Origin of the sequence: Pseudomonas sp. JQ170C, assembly GCF_035581345.1 — a bacterium.
Classification (GTDB): domain Bacteria; phylum Pseudomonadota; class Gammaproteobacteria; order Pseudomonadales; family Pseudomonadaceae; genus Aquipseudomonas.
Genome location: NZ_CP141608.1, coordinates 5,730,779 through 5,744,960, shown reverse-complemented (window position 1 = coordinate 5,744,960; position 14,182 = coordinate 5,730,779). Strand labels below are relative to the sequence as shown.

General features: G+C 61.5%; 14 protein-coding genes and 1 other RNA gene. 8 read left to right on the top strand and 7 right to left on the bottom strand.

What is annotated here, in order from left to right; translation table 11 throughout:
* Position 1: 1 nt before the first annotated feature.
* From trxA to U9R80_RS26230, 6 genes are all read left to right on the top strand, one after another.
* Complete coding sequence (gene trxA, locus U9R80_RS26255) at positions 2–331, top strand: thioredoxin TrxA (protein ID WP_136478672.1); 330 nt, start codon at positions 2–4, stop codon at positions 329–331.
* A 229-nt stretch (positions 332–560) separates the two neighbouring features.
* A complete protein-coding gene (rho, locus tag U9R80_RS26250; RefSeq protein ID WP_010221159.1) occupies positions 561–1,820 on the top strand; it encodes a transcription termination factor Rho in 1,260 nt (419 codons plus the stop codon).
* Positions 1,821–1,947: 127 nt separating this feature from the next.
* Positions 1,948–3,414 (top strand): 4-hydroxy-3-polyprenylbenzoate decarboxylase, encoded by a 1,467-nt coding sequence (ubiD, locus tag U9R80_RS26245; RefSeq protein WP_301838758.1) that lies wholly within the window; start codon positions 1,948–1,950, stop codon positions 3,412–3,414.
* Positions 3,415–4,383, top strand: a complete 969-nt coding sequence (locus tag U9R80_RS26240; RefSeq protein ID WP_301838756.1) for a CDP-6-deoxy-delta-3,4-glucoseen reductase — start codon at positions 3,415–3,417, stop codon at positions 4,381–4,383.
* Between the two features lie 277 nt (positions 4,384–4,660).
* Positions 4,661–5,293 carry a gamma-glutamylcyclotransferase gene (locus U9R80_RS26235; RefSeq protein ID WP_301838755.1) on the top strand — a complete coding sequence of 211 codons (633 nt, stop codon included), beginning with the start codon at positions 4,661–4,663 and terminating at the stop codon, positions 5,291–5,293.
* A gap of 125 nt (positions 5,294–5,418) precedes the next feature.
* Positions 5,419–6,060, top strand: a complete 642-nt coding sequence (locus U9R80_RS26230) for an energy transducer TonB (protein ID WP_301838754.1) — start codon at positions 5,419–5,421, stop codon at positions 6,058–6,060.
* 20 nt (positions 6,061–6,080) lie between these two features.
* Here U9R80_RS26230 and U9R80_RS26225 read toward each other — a convergent pair whose 3' ends face one another.
* On the bottom strand, positions 6,081–7,058 hold the full coding sequence (locus U9R80_RS26225) for an NADPH:quinone oxidoreductase family protein (protein ID WP_301838752.1): 978 nt from the start codon (positions 7,056–7,058) through the stop codon (positions 6,081–6,083).
* Between the two features lie 156 nt (positions 7,059–7,214).
* On the opposite strand from U9R80_RS26225, the gene U9R80_RS26220 reads away from it, so the two are divergent.
* Positions 7,215–7,619, top strand: a complete 405-nt coding sequence (locus U9R80_RS26220; RefSeq protein ID WP_301838751.1) for a flagellar basal body-associated protein FliL — start codon at positions 7,215–7,217, stop codon at positions 7,617–7,619.
* 12 nt (positions 7,620–7,631) lie between these two features.
* Here the strand turns inward: U9R80_RS26220 and U9R80_RS26215 are convergent, their stop codons facing one another.
* From U9R80_RS26215 to U9R80_RS26200, 4 genes are all read right to left on the bottom strand, one after another.
* Positions 7,632–8,750 carry an ABC transporter permease gene (locus U9R80_RS26215; RefSeq protein ID WP_301838750.1) on the bottom strand — a complete coding sequence of 373 codons (1,119 nt, stop codon included), beginning with the start codon at positions 8,748–8,750 and terminating at the stop codon, positions 7,632–7,634.
* A complete protein-coding gene (gene rbbA / locus U9R80_RS26210; protein ID WP_301838749.1) occupies positions 8,750–11,473 on the bottom strand; it encodes a ribosome-associated ATPase/putative transporter RbbA in 2,724 nt (907 codons plus the stop codon). The genes U9R80_RS26215 and rbbA overlap by 1 nt, the downstream gene beginning before the upstream one ends.
* The gene (locus tag U9R80_RS26205) at positions 11,470–12,429 is read right to left on the bottom strand and encodes an HlyD family secretion protein (protein WP_301838746.1); all 960 of its coding nucleotides are present in this window, start codon (positions 12,427–12,429) and stop codon (positions 11,470–11,472) included. Before U9R80_RS26205 ends, rbbA begins: the two co-directional genes overlap by 4 nt.
* A gap of 93 nt (positions 12,430–12,522) precedes the next feature.
* Positions 12,523–12,972, bottom strand: coding sequence for an EVE domain-containing protein (locus tag U9R80_RS26200; protein WP_301838744.1), 450 nt, complete (start codon positions 12,970–12,972; stop codon positions 12,523–12,525).
* Positions 12,973–13,152: 180 nt separating this feature from the next.
* Here U9R80_RS26200 and U9R80_RS26195 point away from each other — a divergent pair, with 180 nt between their 5' ends.
* Positions 13,153–13,293, top strand: a complete 141-nt coding sequence (locus U9R80_RS26195; protein WP_165392175.1) for a hypothetical protein — start codon at positions 13,153–13,155, stop codon at positions 13,291–13,293.
* An 18-nt stretch (positions 13,294–13,311) separates the two neighbouring features.
* Here the strand turns inward: U9R80_RS26195 and U9R80_RS26190 are convergent, their stop codons facing one another.
* Complete coding sequence (locus U9R80_RS26190; RefSeq protein ID WP_301838739.1) at positions 13,312–13,920, bottom strand: 5-formyltetrahydrofolate cyclo-ligase; 609 nt, start codon at positions 13,918–13,920, stop codon at positions 13,312–13,314.
* Between the two features lie 80 nt (positions 13,921–14,000).
* Positions 14,001–14,178: non-coding RNA, 6S RNA (gene ssrS / locus U9R80_RS26185), on the bottom strand.
* Positions 14,179–14,182: the final 4 nt, after the last annotated feature.

Genomic DNA, 14,182 nt, shown 5'->3' with positions numbered 1-14,182 from the left:
CATGAGCAGCGATCTTATCAAACACGTCACCGACGCCAGCTTCGAAGCCGACGTACTGAAGGCTGAAGGCCCGGTGCTGGTCGACTACTGGGCTGAATGGTGCGGCCCATGCAAAATGATCGCTCCGGTTCTGGACGACATCGCCGCTACCTACCAGGGCAAACTGACCGTCGCCAAGCTGAACATCGACGAAAACCAGGAAACCCCGGCCAAGCACGGCGTGCGTGGCATCCCGACGCTGATGCTGTTCAAGAACGGCAACGTCGAGGCCACCAAGGTCGGCGCACTGTCGAAGTCTCAGCTGGCAGCCTTCCTGGACGCCAATATCTGAGTCAAAAAAGCCCCGCATTCGTCGGGGCTTTTCTTTGTCGGGTGACTAGACGCCAGAAAATGCAGGTGTTACATTCGGCCTCGCACTGTTTCTTCGGTGCCCTCTGCACGCCGTCGCCGACGCATCCCTAATTCGAATCAGTACGCGATCCTGTCGCCTTCTCTGCGGCGCGGCTTCATTAAGCCAGAAGCTTAATTCCCCCTTCTTACATGATTACGTCACTCCCCTTATGAACCTGACTGAACTCAAGCAAAAGCCGATTACCGATCTGCTCGAAATGGCCGAACAGATGGGCATAGAAAATATGGCCCGTTCGCGCAAGCAAGATGTGATTTTCTCCCTGTTGAAAAAGCATGCGAAAAGCGGCGAGGAAATCTCCGGTGACGGCGTGCTGGAGATTCTCCAGGACGGCTTCGGCTTCCTGCGTTCGGCTGATGCCTCTTACCTGGCCGGCCCGGACGATATCTATGTCTCGCCAAGCCAGATCCGTCGCTTCAACCTGCGTACCGGCGATACCATCGTCGGCAAGATCCGCCCGCCAAAAGAAGGCGAGCGTTACTTCGCCCTGCTGAAAGTCGATACCATCAACTTCGACCGGCCGGAAAACGCGAAGAACAAGATCCTGTTCGAGAACCTGACGCCGTTGTTCCCCAACGAGCGCCTGAAGATGGAAGCCGGTAACGGCTCCACCGAAGACCTCACCGGCCGGGTTATCGACCTCTGCGCCCCGATTGGCAAAGGCCAGCGCGGCCTGATCGTCGCTCCGCCAAAAGCGGGCAAGACCATCATGCTGCAGAACATCGCGGCGAACATTACCCGTAACAACCCCGAGTGCCACCTGATCGTTCTGCTGATCGACGAGCGCCCGGAAGAAGTAACCGAAATGCAGCGCACCGTGCGCGGCGAAGTGGTTGCCTCCACCTTCGACGAGCCGCCAACCCGCCACGTGCAGGTTGCCGAAATGGTCATCGAGAAGGCCAAGCGCCTGGTTGAGCACAAGAAAGACGTGGTCATCCTGCTCGACTCGATCACTCGTCTGGCCCGTGCCTACAACACCGTGATCCCGAGCTCCGGCAAGGTCCTGACCGGTGGTGTCGATGCCCACGCCCTGGAGAAGCCGAAGCGTTTCTTCGGTGCTGCGCGTAACATCGAAGAAGGCGGCTCGCTGACCATCATCGCCACCGCGCTGGTTGAAACCGGCTCGAAGATGGACGAAGTGATCTACGAAGAGTTCAAGGGTACCGGCAACATGGAGCTGCCTCTGGACCGTAAGATCGCCGAGAAGCGCGTCTTCCCGGCCATCAACATCAACCGTTCGGGTACCCGTCGCGAAGAGCTGCTGACCGCCGACGACGAGCTGCAGCGCATGTGGATCCTGCGCAAGCTGCTGCACCCGATGGATGAAGTTGCCGCTATCGAGTTCCTGGTCGACAAGCTCAAGCAGACCAAGACCAACGACGAGTTCTTCTTGTCGATGAAGCGCAAGTAAAACAGTTGTGGTACGCAAGAGCCGGGGCAACCCGGCTTTTTGCTATCTGTACTTTGGCTATTCTGGCCGGCCGGGATAGGCGATACACTCTGCACCCCGACCGGTACGGCGAATACGAGGCTTTTGCATGCAGTATCGCGATTTGCGCGACTTTATCCGTGGCCTGGAACAGCGCGGCGAACTCAAGCGCATCCAGGTTCCGATCTCTCCAGTCCTGGAAATGACCGAAGTCTGCGACCGCACTCTGCGCGCCAAAGGCCCGGCCCTGCTGTTCGAGAAGCCAACGGGCTTCGACATTCCGGTGCTGGGCAACCTGTTCGGCACCCCGGAGCGGGTGGCCATGGGCATGGGCGCCGAGTCGGTCAGCGAGCTGCGCGAGATCGGCAAGCTGCTGGCCTTCCTCAAGGAGCCTGAGCCGCCCAAGGGCCTCAAGGACGCCTGGTCGAAACTGCCGATCTTCAAGAAAGTCGTGTCCATGGCGCCGAAGGTGGTCAAGGATGCGGCCTGTCATGAAGTCATCATCGAAGGCGACGATGTCGACCTGGGTCTGCTGCCCGTGCAGCATTGCTGGCCGGGCGACGTGGCCCCGCTGATTACCTGGGGCCTCACGGTGACCCGTGGGCCAAACAAGGACCGCCAGAACCTGGGCATCTACCGTCAGCAGGTGATTGGCCGCAATAAAGTCATCATGCGCTGGCTCAGCCACCGCGGCGGCGCCCTGGACTATCGCGAATGGTGCGAGAAGCACCCGGGCCAGCCGTTCCCGGTTTCCGTGGCCCTGGGGGCGGACCCGGCCACCATCCTCGGCGCCGTGACGCCGGTGCCCGATTCCCTGTCCGAGTACGCTTTCGCCGGGCTGCTGCGCGGCAACCGGACCGAGCTGGTCAAATGCCGTGGCAATGACCTGCAAGTGCCTGCCACCGCCGAAATCATCCTCGAAGGTGTGATTCACCCAGGCGAGATGGCACCGGAAGGCCCGTACGGCGACCATACCGGCTACTACAACGAAGTCGACAGCTTCCCGGTGTTCACTGTCGAGCGCATTACCCATCGACAAAAGCCTATCTATCACAGCACCTACACCGGCCGTCCGCCTGATGAGCCGGCGATTCTCGGTGTGGCGTTGAACGAAGTGTTCGTGCCGATCCTGCAGAAGCAGTTCCCGGAGATCACCGATTTCTACCTGCCGCCGGAAGGTTGTTCCTACCGCATGGCGGTGGTGACCATGAAGAAGCAGTACCCGGGGCACGCCAAGCGCGTCATGCTGGGTGTCTGGTCGTTTTTGCGACAGTTCATGTACACCAAGTTCGTTATTGTCACCGATGACGACATCAATGCCCGCGACTGGAATGATGTGATCTGGGCCATCACCACGCGCATGGACCCCAAGCGCGATACGGTGATGATCGACAACACCCCGATCGACTACCTGGACTTCGCCTCGCCGATCTCGGGCCTGGGGTCGAAGATGGGACTGGATGCCACCCATAAATGGCCAGGTGAAACCACCCGTGAATGGGGACGGGTCATCGTCAAGGATGAAGCTGTCACCCGGCGGATCGATGAGCTGTGGAACCAGTTGGGAATAGACTAAATGCAGGTAACCTTGCAGCCGTCCGGGGCCGTGTTGGCACTTAATCCCGGGGAAAGGATTCTGGATGCGGCGCGCCGACTGGGCTACGACTGCCCGCAGAGCTGTCGCAATGGCAACTGCCATGTCTGTGCCGCGTTGCTGGTTGAAGGCCGGGTGCGTCAAGAGGGTCAGGTGCGCGATCACGGTGAACTGTTCACCTGTATTGCCGAGCCACTGGAGGACTGCGTCTTGTTGTGGGATGGCGTGCTCGCCCTGGGCGAGTTGCCGGTACGGACACTGGCCTGTCAGCTGAGTGAATGCGTCGAGGTCGGTGGCGACGTCTGGCGGGTACGCCTGCGCGCGCCTGCCGGCAAGCCGCCGCGCTACCACGCCGGGCAATACTTGATGATCGAACGCGAAGGCGGTGACAAGGCCGCCTTCTCGCTGGCCTCGGCGCCTCATCGTGGGCGCGACCTGGAAATGCACGTACTGGCCCGCGAGAACAGTGCTCAACAGCTGATCGAGCAATTGCAGCGTACGCGCATGGCGCGGATCGAGATGCCATTTGGCGATACCCACCTTGCCGAACTGCCCGAGGGGCCGCTGGTGTTGATCGCTGCCGGTACCGGTATGGCACAGATGCACAGTCTGCTTGAGCATTGCCGGGCCCAGGGCTTCAAGTACCCGGTCCACCTCTATTGGGGCGTTCGTCGCCCTGAAGACTTCTACGAGATCGAACACTGGGCCGAATGGGAGCGTTTGCCGAACCTGTTCCTGCACAAGGTCGTCAGTGACCTGTGTGGCTGGGAAGGGCGCTGCGGAATGCTGCATGAGGCGGTGTGTGAAGACTTGAGTGATCTGGCGGGCGTATATGTTTATGCCAGTGGGTCGCCGAATATGATCTATGCCACCCTCGATGCCCTGGTTGAAGCGGGAATGGACGCTCACCAGATGCGCGCCGATGTATTCGCTTATGCCCCTCGCGGTTGAATGACGAAATAAGGCACGCGGCAATAGCGTGCCGGCTTTAATAGCGAGCGTTGTTTATGCCTGGCATAAGGCACTTAATTATTGCCAGCAGCGTAAATAACTTTCGCTACACTTGAAATAACACCCGGTTGCTTGCTCAAAGCCCCATTGCAGGGCGCTCCCGGGGCGAGGTGAGGCTTGTGTTCAATACACAATCTGCCGTACGGTAAGTACGCGGATAACGTATTCGTTTACAGTGACTCACTTCAGTAGTTCACGAGGAATTCTGGCGGCAGCTATGTCGGCGATCGAAACTGCATCTTTGAATGTGGCCTATCCTCCGTTGCTCGACTTCGGACAGCAACTGTCCCATGAGCAACTTAAACTTTCGGTTCATCACACCATGTCCCGTCACCAAGGTGGTCCGGTCTGGTTGTTTGCCTATGGGTCGCTGATCTGGCGCCCGGAATGCAATGCAGCCGAGCGCCGGCGTGCCAGGGTACATGGTTACCATCGTGGGCTTTACTTGTGGTCCCACGAGCACCGGGGCACTCCGGAGTGCCCGGGTCTGGTATTCGGCCTCGACCGTGGCGGCTCCTGTAGCGGTTTCGCCTACCGCCTGCCGGACGACTGCCTGGAAGAATCCCTGCTGGCCCTGTGGCAGCGCGAAATGCCGTATCCGGCGTACCGGCCGCACTGGCTCAACTGCCGTCTTGAAGACGGTAGCAAGGTCCAGGCCCTGGGTTTTGTGCTGGAGCGGCACCTGCCGTGCTACGCCGGTAACCTGCCGGACGACCTGCTCAGCATGATTCTCGCCAACGCCAAGGGGCGTTATGGCAGCACCCGCGACTATGTCGAGCAAACCCTCAATGCCTTGCGCAGCCATGCCATGCCTGACCGCAATCTGGAGGCCCGGTTCAAGCGATTGTGACGGGCAGGCCTTCATCGCAAGGCAGGCCCGCGCCTACAGGGTAATGAGAATTGTTACTTTGTCTGGAAGGCTCTAGCACGCTACTATCGCGCCCTTCTCATTCATCGCGAAGGCAAGGATCAAGGATGAAGTGGTTTGCGATTTTGCTATTGATGGCGACAGGGGCAGCGCAGGCGGATGTAGGGCTGGAGTTCGCGAAGAAAGTCGTACCGGTCTATCCGGCCGAGTTGCGCAAGGCGACCATCACCGGCTCCGTCAAAGTGTCTTTTCGGGTCATGGCCGACGGTTCGGTCACTGATGTGAAGGTAATAAGCAGTAGCGAACCAGCCTTTGCCACTGCCGCCCTTGAAGCCGTTCGACAATGGCGTTTCAAGCCGTGGACCGTCTCCAGGGAGAACCCTGCTTTTCTTGATGTGCGCAACGATCTGCATTTCCGTCTTAACGACAAGAAAGAGTGGTTGGAGATCTACGAGCGCGCAGGGTTGGTGCTCAAGACCTGCAAGCAGTTCAACGAGGAAGTGGCGCTCTACCGCAAGGATGATCCAACCCGATCGCTCGAGGATATGGAAACCACGCTGCTGTCGGTTCGCATGATGTCGAACTTCAATGTCGATGGCGTCACCAGCTACAAAGCGTCGCGAGCCACCGCGGAATCCTTCCAGGAGGCGCTGCCCGGCATCATGAAGAAGTGTGAGACCTACCCGGGTGTCGACTTCGTCGATGTCTGGCCGGCCGCCTTGCGTGAGCGCCTGATCCAGCGGCTTTAACACCGCTGGAAGGCCAAGGGTCAGCGTGTCGTGACAACCAGCTTGCCGACAGCCCGGCGCTGACCCAGCGTATCAATTGCCGCTCCGGCTTCGGCCAGCGGGAATGTCTGCGATACCAGCGGCTTGAGTTTGCCCTCGGCGAACCAGGTAAACAGTTGCTTGAAGTTCGCTGCGTTGTCAGCGGGCTGGCGCTGGGCAAACGCACCCCAGAACACCCCGACCACCGCCGCACCCTTGAGCAATGCCAGGTTCGCTGGCAGTTCGGGGATGCGGCCGCTGGCAAAGCCCACCACCAGCAAGCGGCCGTTCCAGGCAATGCCGCGCACTGCCTGGTCGAACAGGTCGCCGCCGACCGGGTCGTAGATCACATCAGCGCCGTTGCCGCCGGTCAGGCGTTTGATCTCGTCCTTGAGGCTGTGCTCGCTGTAGTTGATCAACTCATCGGCACCCGCTGCCTTGGCCACGGCAAGCTTCTCGGCGCTGCTGGCGGCTGCAATGACCCGCGCGCCCATGGCCTTGCCGATCTCTACCGCCGCAAGCCCCACACCCCCGGAGGCACCCAGCACCAGCAAGGTTTCGCCGGCCTGGAGCTGGCCGCGTTGCTGCAGGGCATGCATCGAGGTGCCGTAGGTCATGCCGAAGGCGGCGGCCTGGGTGAAGTCCATCTGCGGCGGGATGGGCAGCACGTTGTAGGCCGGTACTGCCACCTGCTCGGCAAAGCTGCCCCAGCCAGTGAGGGCCATGACCCTGTCGCCGACCTTCAGATCGCCGACCTTTTCGCCCACGGCGCTGATCACCCCGGCAGCCTCGCCACCCGGCGAGAAAGGCATGGGTGGCTGGAACTGGTACTTGCCCTCGATGATCAGGGTGTCGGGAAAATTGACCCCGGCCGCATGCACATCCAACAGGATTTCATTCTTCTTCGGGACAGGACTGGCAACCTCTTCCAGGACCAGGTTCTGCGCCGGGCCGAGGGTTTTGCACAACACTGCTTTCATCGGGACTATTCCTTTGCGCGTAGTGGCCGATAAGTGTAGGTGGGTCAGTTGCCGGGTCAACGAGCATGGCCCGCCCTGATAGGCCGGCATAAGCCCGGGCTTGGGATTGATCGGCGCGCTGGGTATGCTGGCGCCAACTGTTTGAGGAGCGAATTCGTGAAAGCGTGGATCTTGATGGTGCTGGCCCTGATGCTGCCGATGGCGGCCACGGCCGAAGAAGCCAAGGAAGGAGTGCCGAAGGTCTCCTACATTTCGCTGACCCCGCCCTTTGTCGGCAACTATGCCCTTGATGGCAGCCCGAAGCTGCGCGTGTACAAGGCTGATGTGGCCCTGCGGGTCAACAGTGATGCGGCTGCCGCGTCGGTGCGTCACCATGAGCCATTGATCCGCAACCAGCTGGTGGCGCTCTTCACCCAGCAGAACCTGGAAAGCCTGAGCAATGTCGAGTCCAAGGAAAAGCTGCGTCAGGAAGCCCTGAAGCAGGTCCAGCAGGTGCTCGAGACCGAAGAAGGCAAGCCGCTGGTGGATGACCTGCTGTTCAACAACCTGATCGTCCAGTAAGCCGGTTCAGGTCTAGGACGTCAGGCTGCGGCGGAAGCGCCCCAGGGCAATTGCGAAAAACGTCAGGCCGATGGCCGCCAGGGCCAGTATGTCGGGCCAGACTACGCTCAGCCCGGCGTCACGAAACAGAATCGCGGCGCTGAGGCTGACGAAATGGGTCGAAGGCGAGAGCTGCATGACCCACTGCAGCCATTGCGGCATGCTGTCCAGCGGCGTGCTGCCGCCCGACAGCAGCAGCATGGGGATGATCACCGGGATGGCCAGCAGGCCGAACTGCGGGGTTGAGCGAGCCAGCGTGGCGAGGAAGATTCCTAACGACGTGCTGGCAAACAGATAGAGCGCCGTGACCGCCAGGAACAACCCCAGGGACCCCGCCAGGGGTACGCCCAGGGCGCCTTTTACCACCACTTCCAACGACACCCAGGTACACAGCACCACCACCAGGGCGTTGCTGCCGATCTTCGCCAGCATGATTTCCAGCGCCGTCAGTGGCAGCACCAGCAGGTGATCGAGAGTGCCGTGTTCGCGTTCGCGCAGCAGCGCCGTACCGGTCAGGACAATCGCCAGGATGGTGATGTTGTTGACGATCTGGATCACTGCAAGGAACCAGCCGCCCTCCAGGTTTGGGTTGAACAGCGCCCGCGGGCTGATCAGCGCCGGGGTGTTGCTGGCGGCTGACCCCTGGTTGGCATATTCGAGCAGCTCGCGCTCGAAGATCCGCCCGATGTACCCGGCGCCCATGAACGCCTGGCTCATCGCCGTGGCGTCGACATTGACCTGCAATTCCGGGGAGCGCCCCGCCAGCAGGTCAGTCTGGAAATTCACCGGTACGTTGATCACGAAGGTGTACAGGCCGCTGTCCATGGCGTTGTCGAGCTGGTCGTAGGCCAGAGTTGCCGCCGGTTGGAACTCCGGCGGCTGGAGGGCCTCAGCCAGCTTGCGTGAAAGCTGGCTGTGATCTTCGTCCACGACGGCGACGCTGGCGTTGTGTACGCCGATGATTGAGCCAGCCGCTGGCATATAGATCGCCACACTGAAGGCATAGAGCAGAAACAGCAGCAGTACGCTGTCGTGGCGCAGGCTGGTCAGCTCCTTCAGGCCCAGGCGCAGGGTGTGTGCCAAGCGATGCATCAGACCTCCTGCTTCTTGAGCATGGCCAGGCTCAGGCCGGTAAAGCCGAGGAAGAACGCCAGCAGCGCCAGGCATTGCGGCCACAACTCACGCAGGCTCAGGGCCTTGGTGAAGGTGCCTACGGCGATATCGAGAAAGTAGCCAGCCGGAAACAGCTGGCCCATCAACGCCGCCGAGCCGTCGAGCGACGAGCGCGGCACGATCAGGCCGGAGAACTGGATGGTCGGCAGGCTGGTGATGATCATGGTGCCGAGAATCGCCGCGATCTGGGTGCGGGTGAACGCCGAGATCAGCAAGCCCAGGCTGGTGGTCGCCAGCAGGTACAGGAAGCCGCCCAGGGCCAGGGTCAGGGCACTGCCTTTGAACGGCACGCCGAACAACCAGCGGTTCATGGCCACCAGCAATGCCAGGTTGACCAGGCTGATCACCAGATACGGCGCTTGCTTGCCGAGCAGGAACTCCAGACGAGTCAGGGGTGTTGCGTAAAAGTTGGTGATCGAGCCCAGCTCTTTTTCGCGCACGATGCCCAGGGCCGTGAGCATGGCGGGAATGAAGGCCAGAATCAGCGCCATGACCCCCGGGCCGATGGCGTTGACGCTGACCACGTCCTGGTTGTAGCGAAAGCGGGTTTCCAGGCGTACCGGCGATTGCCCGGGCAAGGCTTTGCTGCTCAGGGCGGCAAGTTGCTCAAGGTTGGCCTGGTGCACGGCCTCGACATAGTTGCGGCTGGTTTCGGCGCGAAACGGCATGCCGCCATCGATCCAGGCAGCTACCACTGGCTGGCGTCCTGCATGCAGGTCGCGACCGAAACCGGGGGGAACCTCCAGGGCCAGCTTGATCTCCGAGCGCTGCAGGCGCTTGTGCAACTGGGCCGAATCGCGAATGGGCGGTTGCTCTTCAAAGTAGCGCGAGCCGCGGAACGCCTCCAGATAGGCACGACTTTGCGGGCTTTGATCCTGGTCGTAGACGGCGAAAGCGAGGTTTTCGACGTCCAGCGAAATGCCGTAGCCGAAAATCACCATCATGAACAGCGCTCCTGCCAGGGCGAATGCCAGGCGTACCTTATCGCGCAGCAACTCCTTGCCTTCACGGGTGGCCACGGCGAACAGGCGCTTGATGCTGAAGCCCTGGCGCAGCGCGGGTGGGGCTGCGGCTGACGGGGTTTCGAGCGGGACGGTGGCTTCGGGCGTTTCGCTTGCGCCCTGCGCTTGCTCAAGGCAAGTGACGAAGGCGTCTTCCAGCGTGGCGCCGGCAAACTGCTGTTGCAGGGCGGCGGGGGTGTCGCAGGCGAGCACCTTGCCGGCGTGCATCAGGGAAATGCGGTCGCAGCGCAGGGCTTCGTTCATGAAGTGGGTGGACAGGAAGATGGTCACGCCCTGGTCCCGCGACAGTTCGATCAGCAAACGCCAGAAATCATCCCGGGCAGCCGGGTCGACGCCTGAGGTCGGCTCGTCGAGGATCAGCACTTCAGGCCGGTGCAGCACTGCCACTGCCAACGACAGGCGCTGGCGCAATCCCAACGGCAGCGCGCCGGATTGCTGGTCGGCGATCTCGCCCAGGTCGAAGCGTTCGATCAGTTCGGTGATGCGCGGAGCGCTTTCGGCCTTGGGCAAATCGAACAGGCGCGCATGCAGCTCCAGGTTCTGACGCACGCTGAGTTCGCCATACAGCGAGAAGCTCTGGGACATGAAACCGACACGTTTACGCGTGGCCAGGTCCTTGGCGTCCACCGGGCGGCCCAACAACGTGGCGCTGCCTTCGCTGGCGGGCATCAGGCCGGTGAGCACTTTCATGGTGGTGGTCTTGCCGCAACCGTTGGAACCGAGAAAGCCGAAGATCTCTCCGCGGCCGATGGCAAAGCTGACCTTGTTCACCGCAGTGAAGTCACCAAAGCGCAAGGTCAGTTCGTGCGCTTCGATGGCAATGGTGGTGTCGCCTTCGGGACGGGGTGGGATTTGCAGCGGTTGCGCGTTATGGGCGCTGTCGCCCTGATAGTGGGTGAAGGCGTCATCCAGCTTGCCGCTGGGCGTGACGCTGGCCAGGGTCTGGCTCAGGCCCGAGGCGATCAGCCTGCCACGATCGAGCATCAGGCAGTGCTCGAACTGCTCGGCCTCTTCCATGTAGGCGGTGGCTACCAGCAGGGTCAATTGCGGCCGCTCCTGGCGGACCTGTTCGACCAGCTCCCAGAAGCGTCGGCGTGACAGTGGGTCTACCCCGGTGGTCGGCTCATCGAGGATCAACAGATCCGGCTCGTGGATCAGCGCGCAGCACAAGCCGAGCTTCTGTTTCATGCCGCCCGATAATTTCCCCGCGGGGCGATCGGCAAAGCGCGCAAGGTCGGTCGCCAGCAATAGGCCGTGCATACGTTGCTCGCACTCGGCCTTGCTCAGCCCGAACAGGGTGGCAAAGAAGCGGATGTTCTCGCTGATCGAAAGCTCAGGGTAGAGGTTGCCACCCAGGCCCTGGGGCATGAAGGCGATGCGCGGGTACAGGCTGTTGCGGTGGCGCCGCTTGCGGATCGAGCCCCCCAGTACCGAGAGCTCGCCGCTCTGCAGTTTTTTCACTCCGGCGATCAGGCCGAGCAGGCTGGACTTGCCTGCACCGTCCGGGCCGATCAGGCCACAGCGGGTGCCGGCGGGCAGGTTGAACGTGATGTCTTGCAGGGCATTCAACTTGCCATAGCGGTGGCTGATGCCCTGGGCCTCAAGCGCGGCGGCATTCATTGCAGGTTGGCCGGCCAGTCCACTTCAGCGGTGCGCACGTAACCCGCACCGGGCATGCCGGGTTTGGCCTGCGGCACGGCGCTGGGCTCGGTCAGGCGCAGCTTGACCCGGAAGACCAGCTTCTGCCGCTCGTCGCGGGTTTCCACCTGTTTGGGGGTGAACTGGGCCTTGGCGGCGACAAAGGCTATTTTGGCCGGCAGGGATTTTTCCGGCAGGGCGTCGAGCACCACGCGGGCCTCGTCGCCCACGGTCAGGCGGCCAGTGGTGGAGGCGGGCAGGTAAAGGTTCATGTACTGATCGTTCGGGTCGATCAGCATCAGCACGCGACCACCGGCACCGAGCACTTCGCCAGGTTCGGCCAGGCGCAGCTGGATGACGCCATCAATGGGGGCGCGCAGGCTGCTGTCGTCGATCTCGCTGGTGAGCTGGGCAACCTGGGCCTCGGCCGCGCCAATGGCAGCCTTGATTGCAGCCAGCTGGGCGCGCGCCGCGACCACCGCGGAGTTGGCGGTGTCGTAGCGAGCCTGTTGTTGATCGAGCAACTGCTGGCTGGCGTACTTGCGCTGGAAGATTTCCCGAACCCGCTTGAGTTCCTGGCTGGCGAGCAACAGTTCGCTCTGGCGCAGTTGCACGTTGGCCTGGGCGGCAGAGTAGTTTTCCTGGGCACGTAGCACTTCTGCCTCGGCCTGGTTGCGCTGGGCTTCAAGGGTGCGGGTGTCGATACGCGCCAGCAGCTGGCCCTTGCGGACCGTGTCGCCTTCGTCGGCCAGCACTTCGGCAAGGCGCCCGGGAATCTTGCTGGCAATCTGCACTTCGGTGGCTTCGAGTCGGCCGTTGCCCATGCTCAGGCCGTCGGGCAGGCGGTCGTGCAGCGACTTCCAGTAGCCCAGGCCACCGGCGGCCAGGAGCAAGGCGATCAAGGCGCCAGCGAAGAGTTTCGGGGTATGTTGGGTCATCAGTCTGCATCCTGCTGCATTCGCGTCAGATTGTGACGCGGCACCGATCCTGGTGCGTTGATGTTCGTCAAATGTGCGGCAATCCTACCCGGTTTAACGCAAGGCGAGTACTGCAGCCCATTGTTCAGGGGTGACCGGCATCACCGACAGGCGACTGCCTTTTTGTACCAGGGGGAGTTCGGCCAGGGCGGTTTGCTGTTTCAGGTAACCCAGGCCCAGTACCTTGCTGAAGGTTTCGACGTGGGCCACGTCGACGGCGCTCCAGGGATTCTTTTCGTCGTTGGCCTTGGCGTCGAAGTAATGGCTCTGCGGATCCAGTGCGGTCGGGTCCGGGTAGGCTGCCGCGCTGATGCGGGCAATGCCGGCGATACCAGGCTCGGGGCAACTGGAGTGGTAGAAGAAAAACTGGTCACCCACTGCCATGCTGCGCAAGAAGTTACGTGCCTGATAGTTGCGAACGCCGTCCCAGCGCGCTTCTTTCAGGCGTGCCAGATCCTTGATCGACAGTTCATCTGGCTCGGATTTCATCAGCCAATAGGCCATGGATGGTGCTCCTGACAAAATTTGTAATAACCTCTTTTATCAAACCGACAGTCGGTTGGCGTCAAGGTTTGCGTGTTGCCGCAGGTTGTCGGAGAATGCGCCCATTTTAAGCTTGACGCTGCTGCAACCATTAAAAAACGTTGCTGACAACGTGATCAGTTTGCCTTAGGGGGGCAATCGATGAATCGCAAACCGGACTTGCTCTGGATTCTGGTATTTCTGTTCGGTTTGGGTGTTGTCACTACCGGTTATGCGCAAAGCCTTTGGGAACGCAAGCTCGACGCCCCTTACGAAATGCCGGTCAATCCGCAACAGCGTTGATCGCCTTGCTGGCGCCTTTCAAGAAGGCGCCAGGTACCAGCCACGGTCCGAGACCGTGCCTTGCAACGGTACATCCCAACTGGCCTGGGCCAGTTTTTCGACCTTCTGACACTCATGGGCCAGGCCCAGCAGCAACGGCTTTTTCCAAGCCTTGCGGCGTGCCTGATAGGCCAGGCTTCGATCATAGAAGCCACCGCCCATGCCCAGTCGTCCTCCCACTTCATCAAATCCCACCAGCGGCAGCAGGATCAGGTCCAGCGCCCAGACCGGACGCTGCCGGGCCAGGCTGACGTGCGGTTCCGGAATGCGAAAGCGGTTCGGTCGCAGCTTTTCGCCGGGTTCGATGCGCTGGAAGGCCATTTTGCTCTTCGGCCAGGCGTGCAGCACCGGCAGATACGTGCGCTTGCCACGGCGTTGTGCTTCACGCAGCAGCAGGCGCGGGTCGATCTCGCAGTCGTTGGGCAGGTAGAGGGCAATGTGCCTGGCACGGCGGAAGAGGGGGTGTTGGGCCAGTTGGCGATACAAGCCTTGCGCGGCCTGACGTTGCTGGGCCGGACTCAAGGCGCGGCGGGCATCACGTAGCAGGCGGCGAAGCTGAGGGCGGGTGAGCGGCGCGGTGTCGGTCATGGCACGGGCGTTCCCAGAGAGGGCTGTCACGCATGGGCGACAGCTCGATGCCCGCAGGATGGCGCGAGCAGAGGTAATTCAGGCTCCCCGACGAACCGCTGTCGGTGTAGCCCTTGAACCCGAAAGTTCAAGGTGGAGATTGCAGGAGGCGTTAAGGCTTTCCGTCAAGCGGACATGCACACCGGCCCCACGTGCAACCCCCGTGGTTGTGCGTATCGGCTCAGGGACATGACCGACTGGCAAGCACTCCAGGGAGTGGCGC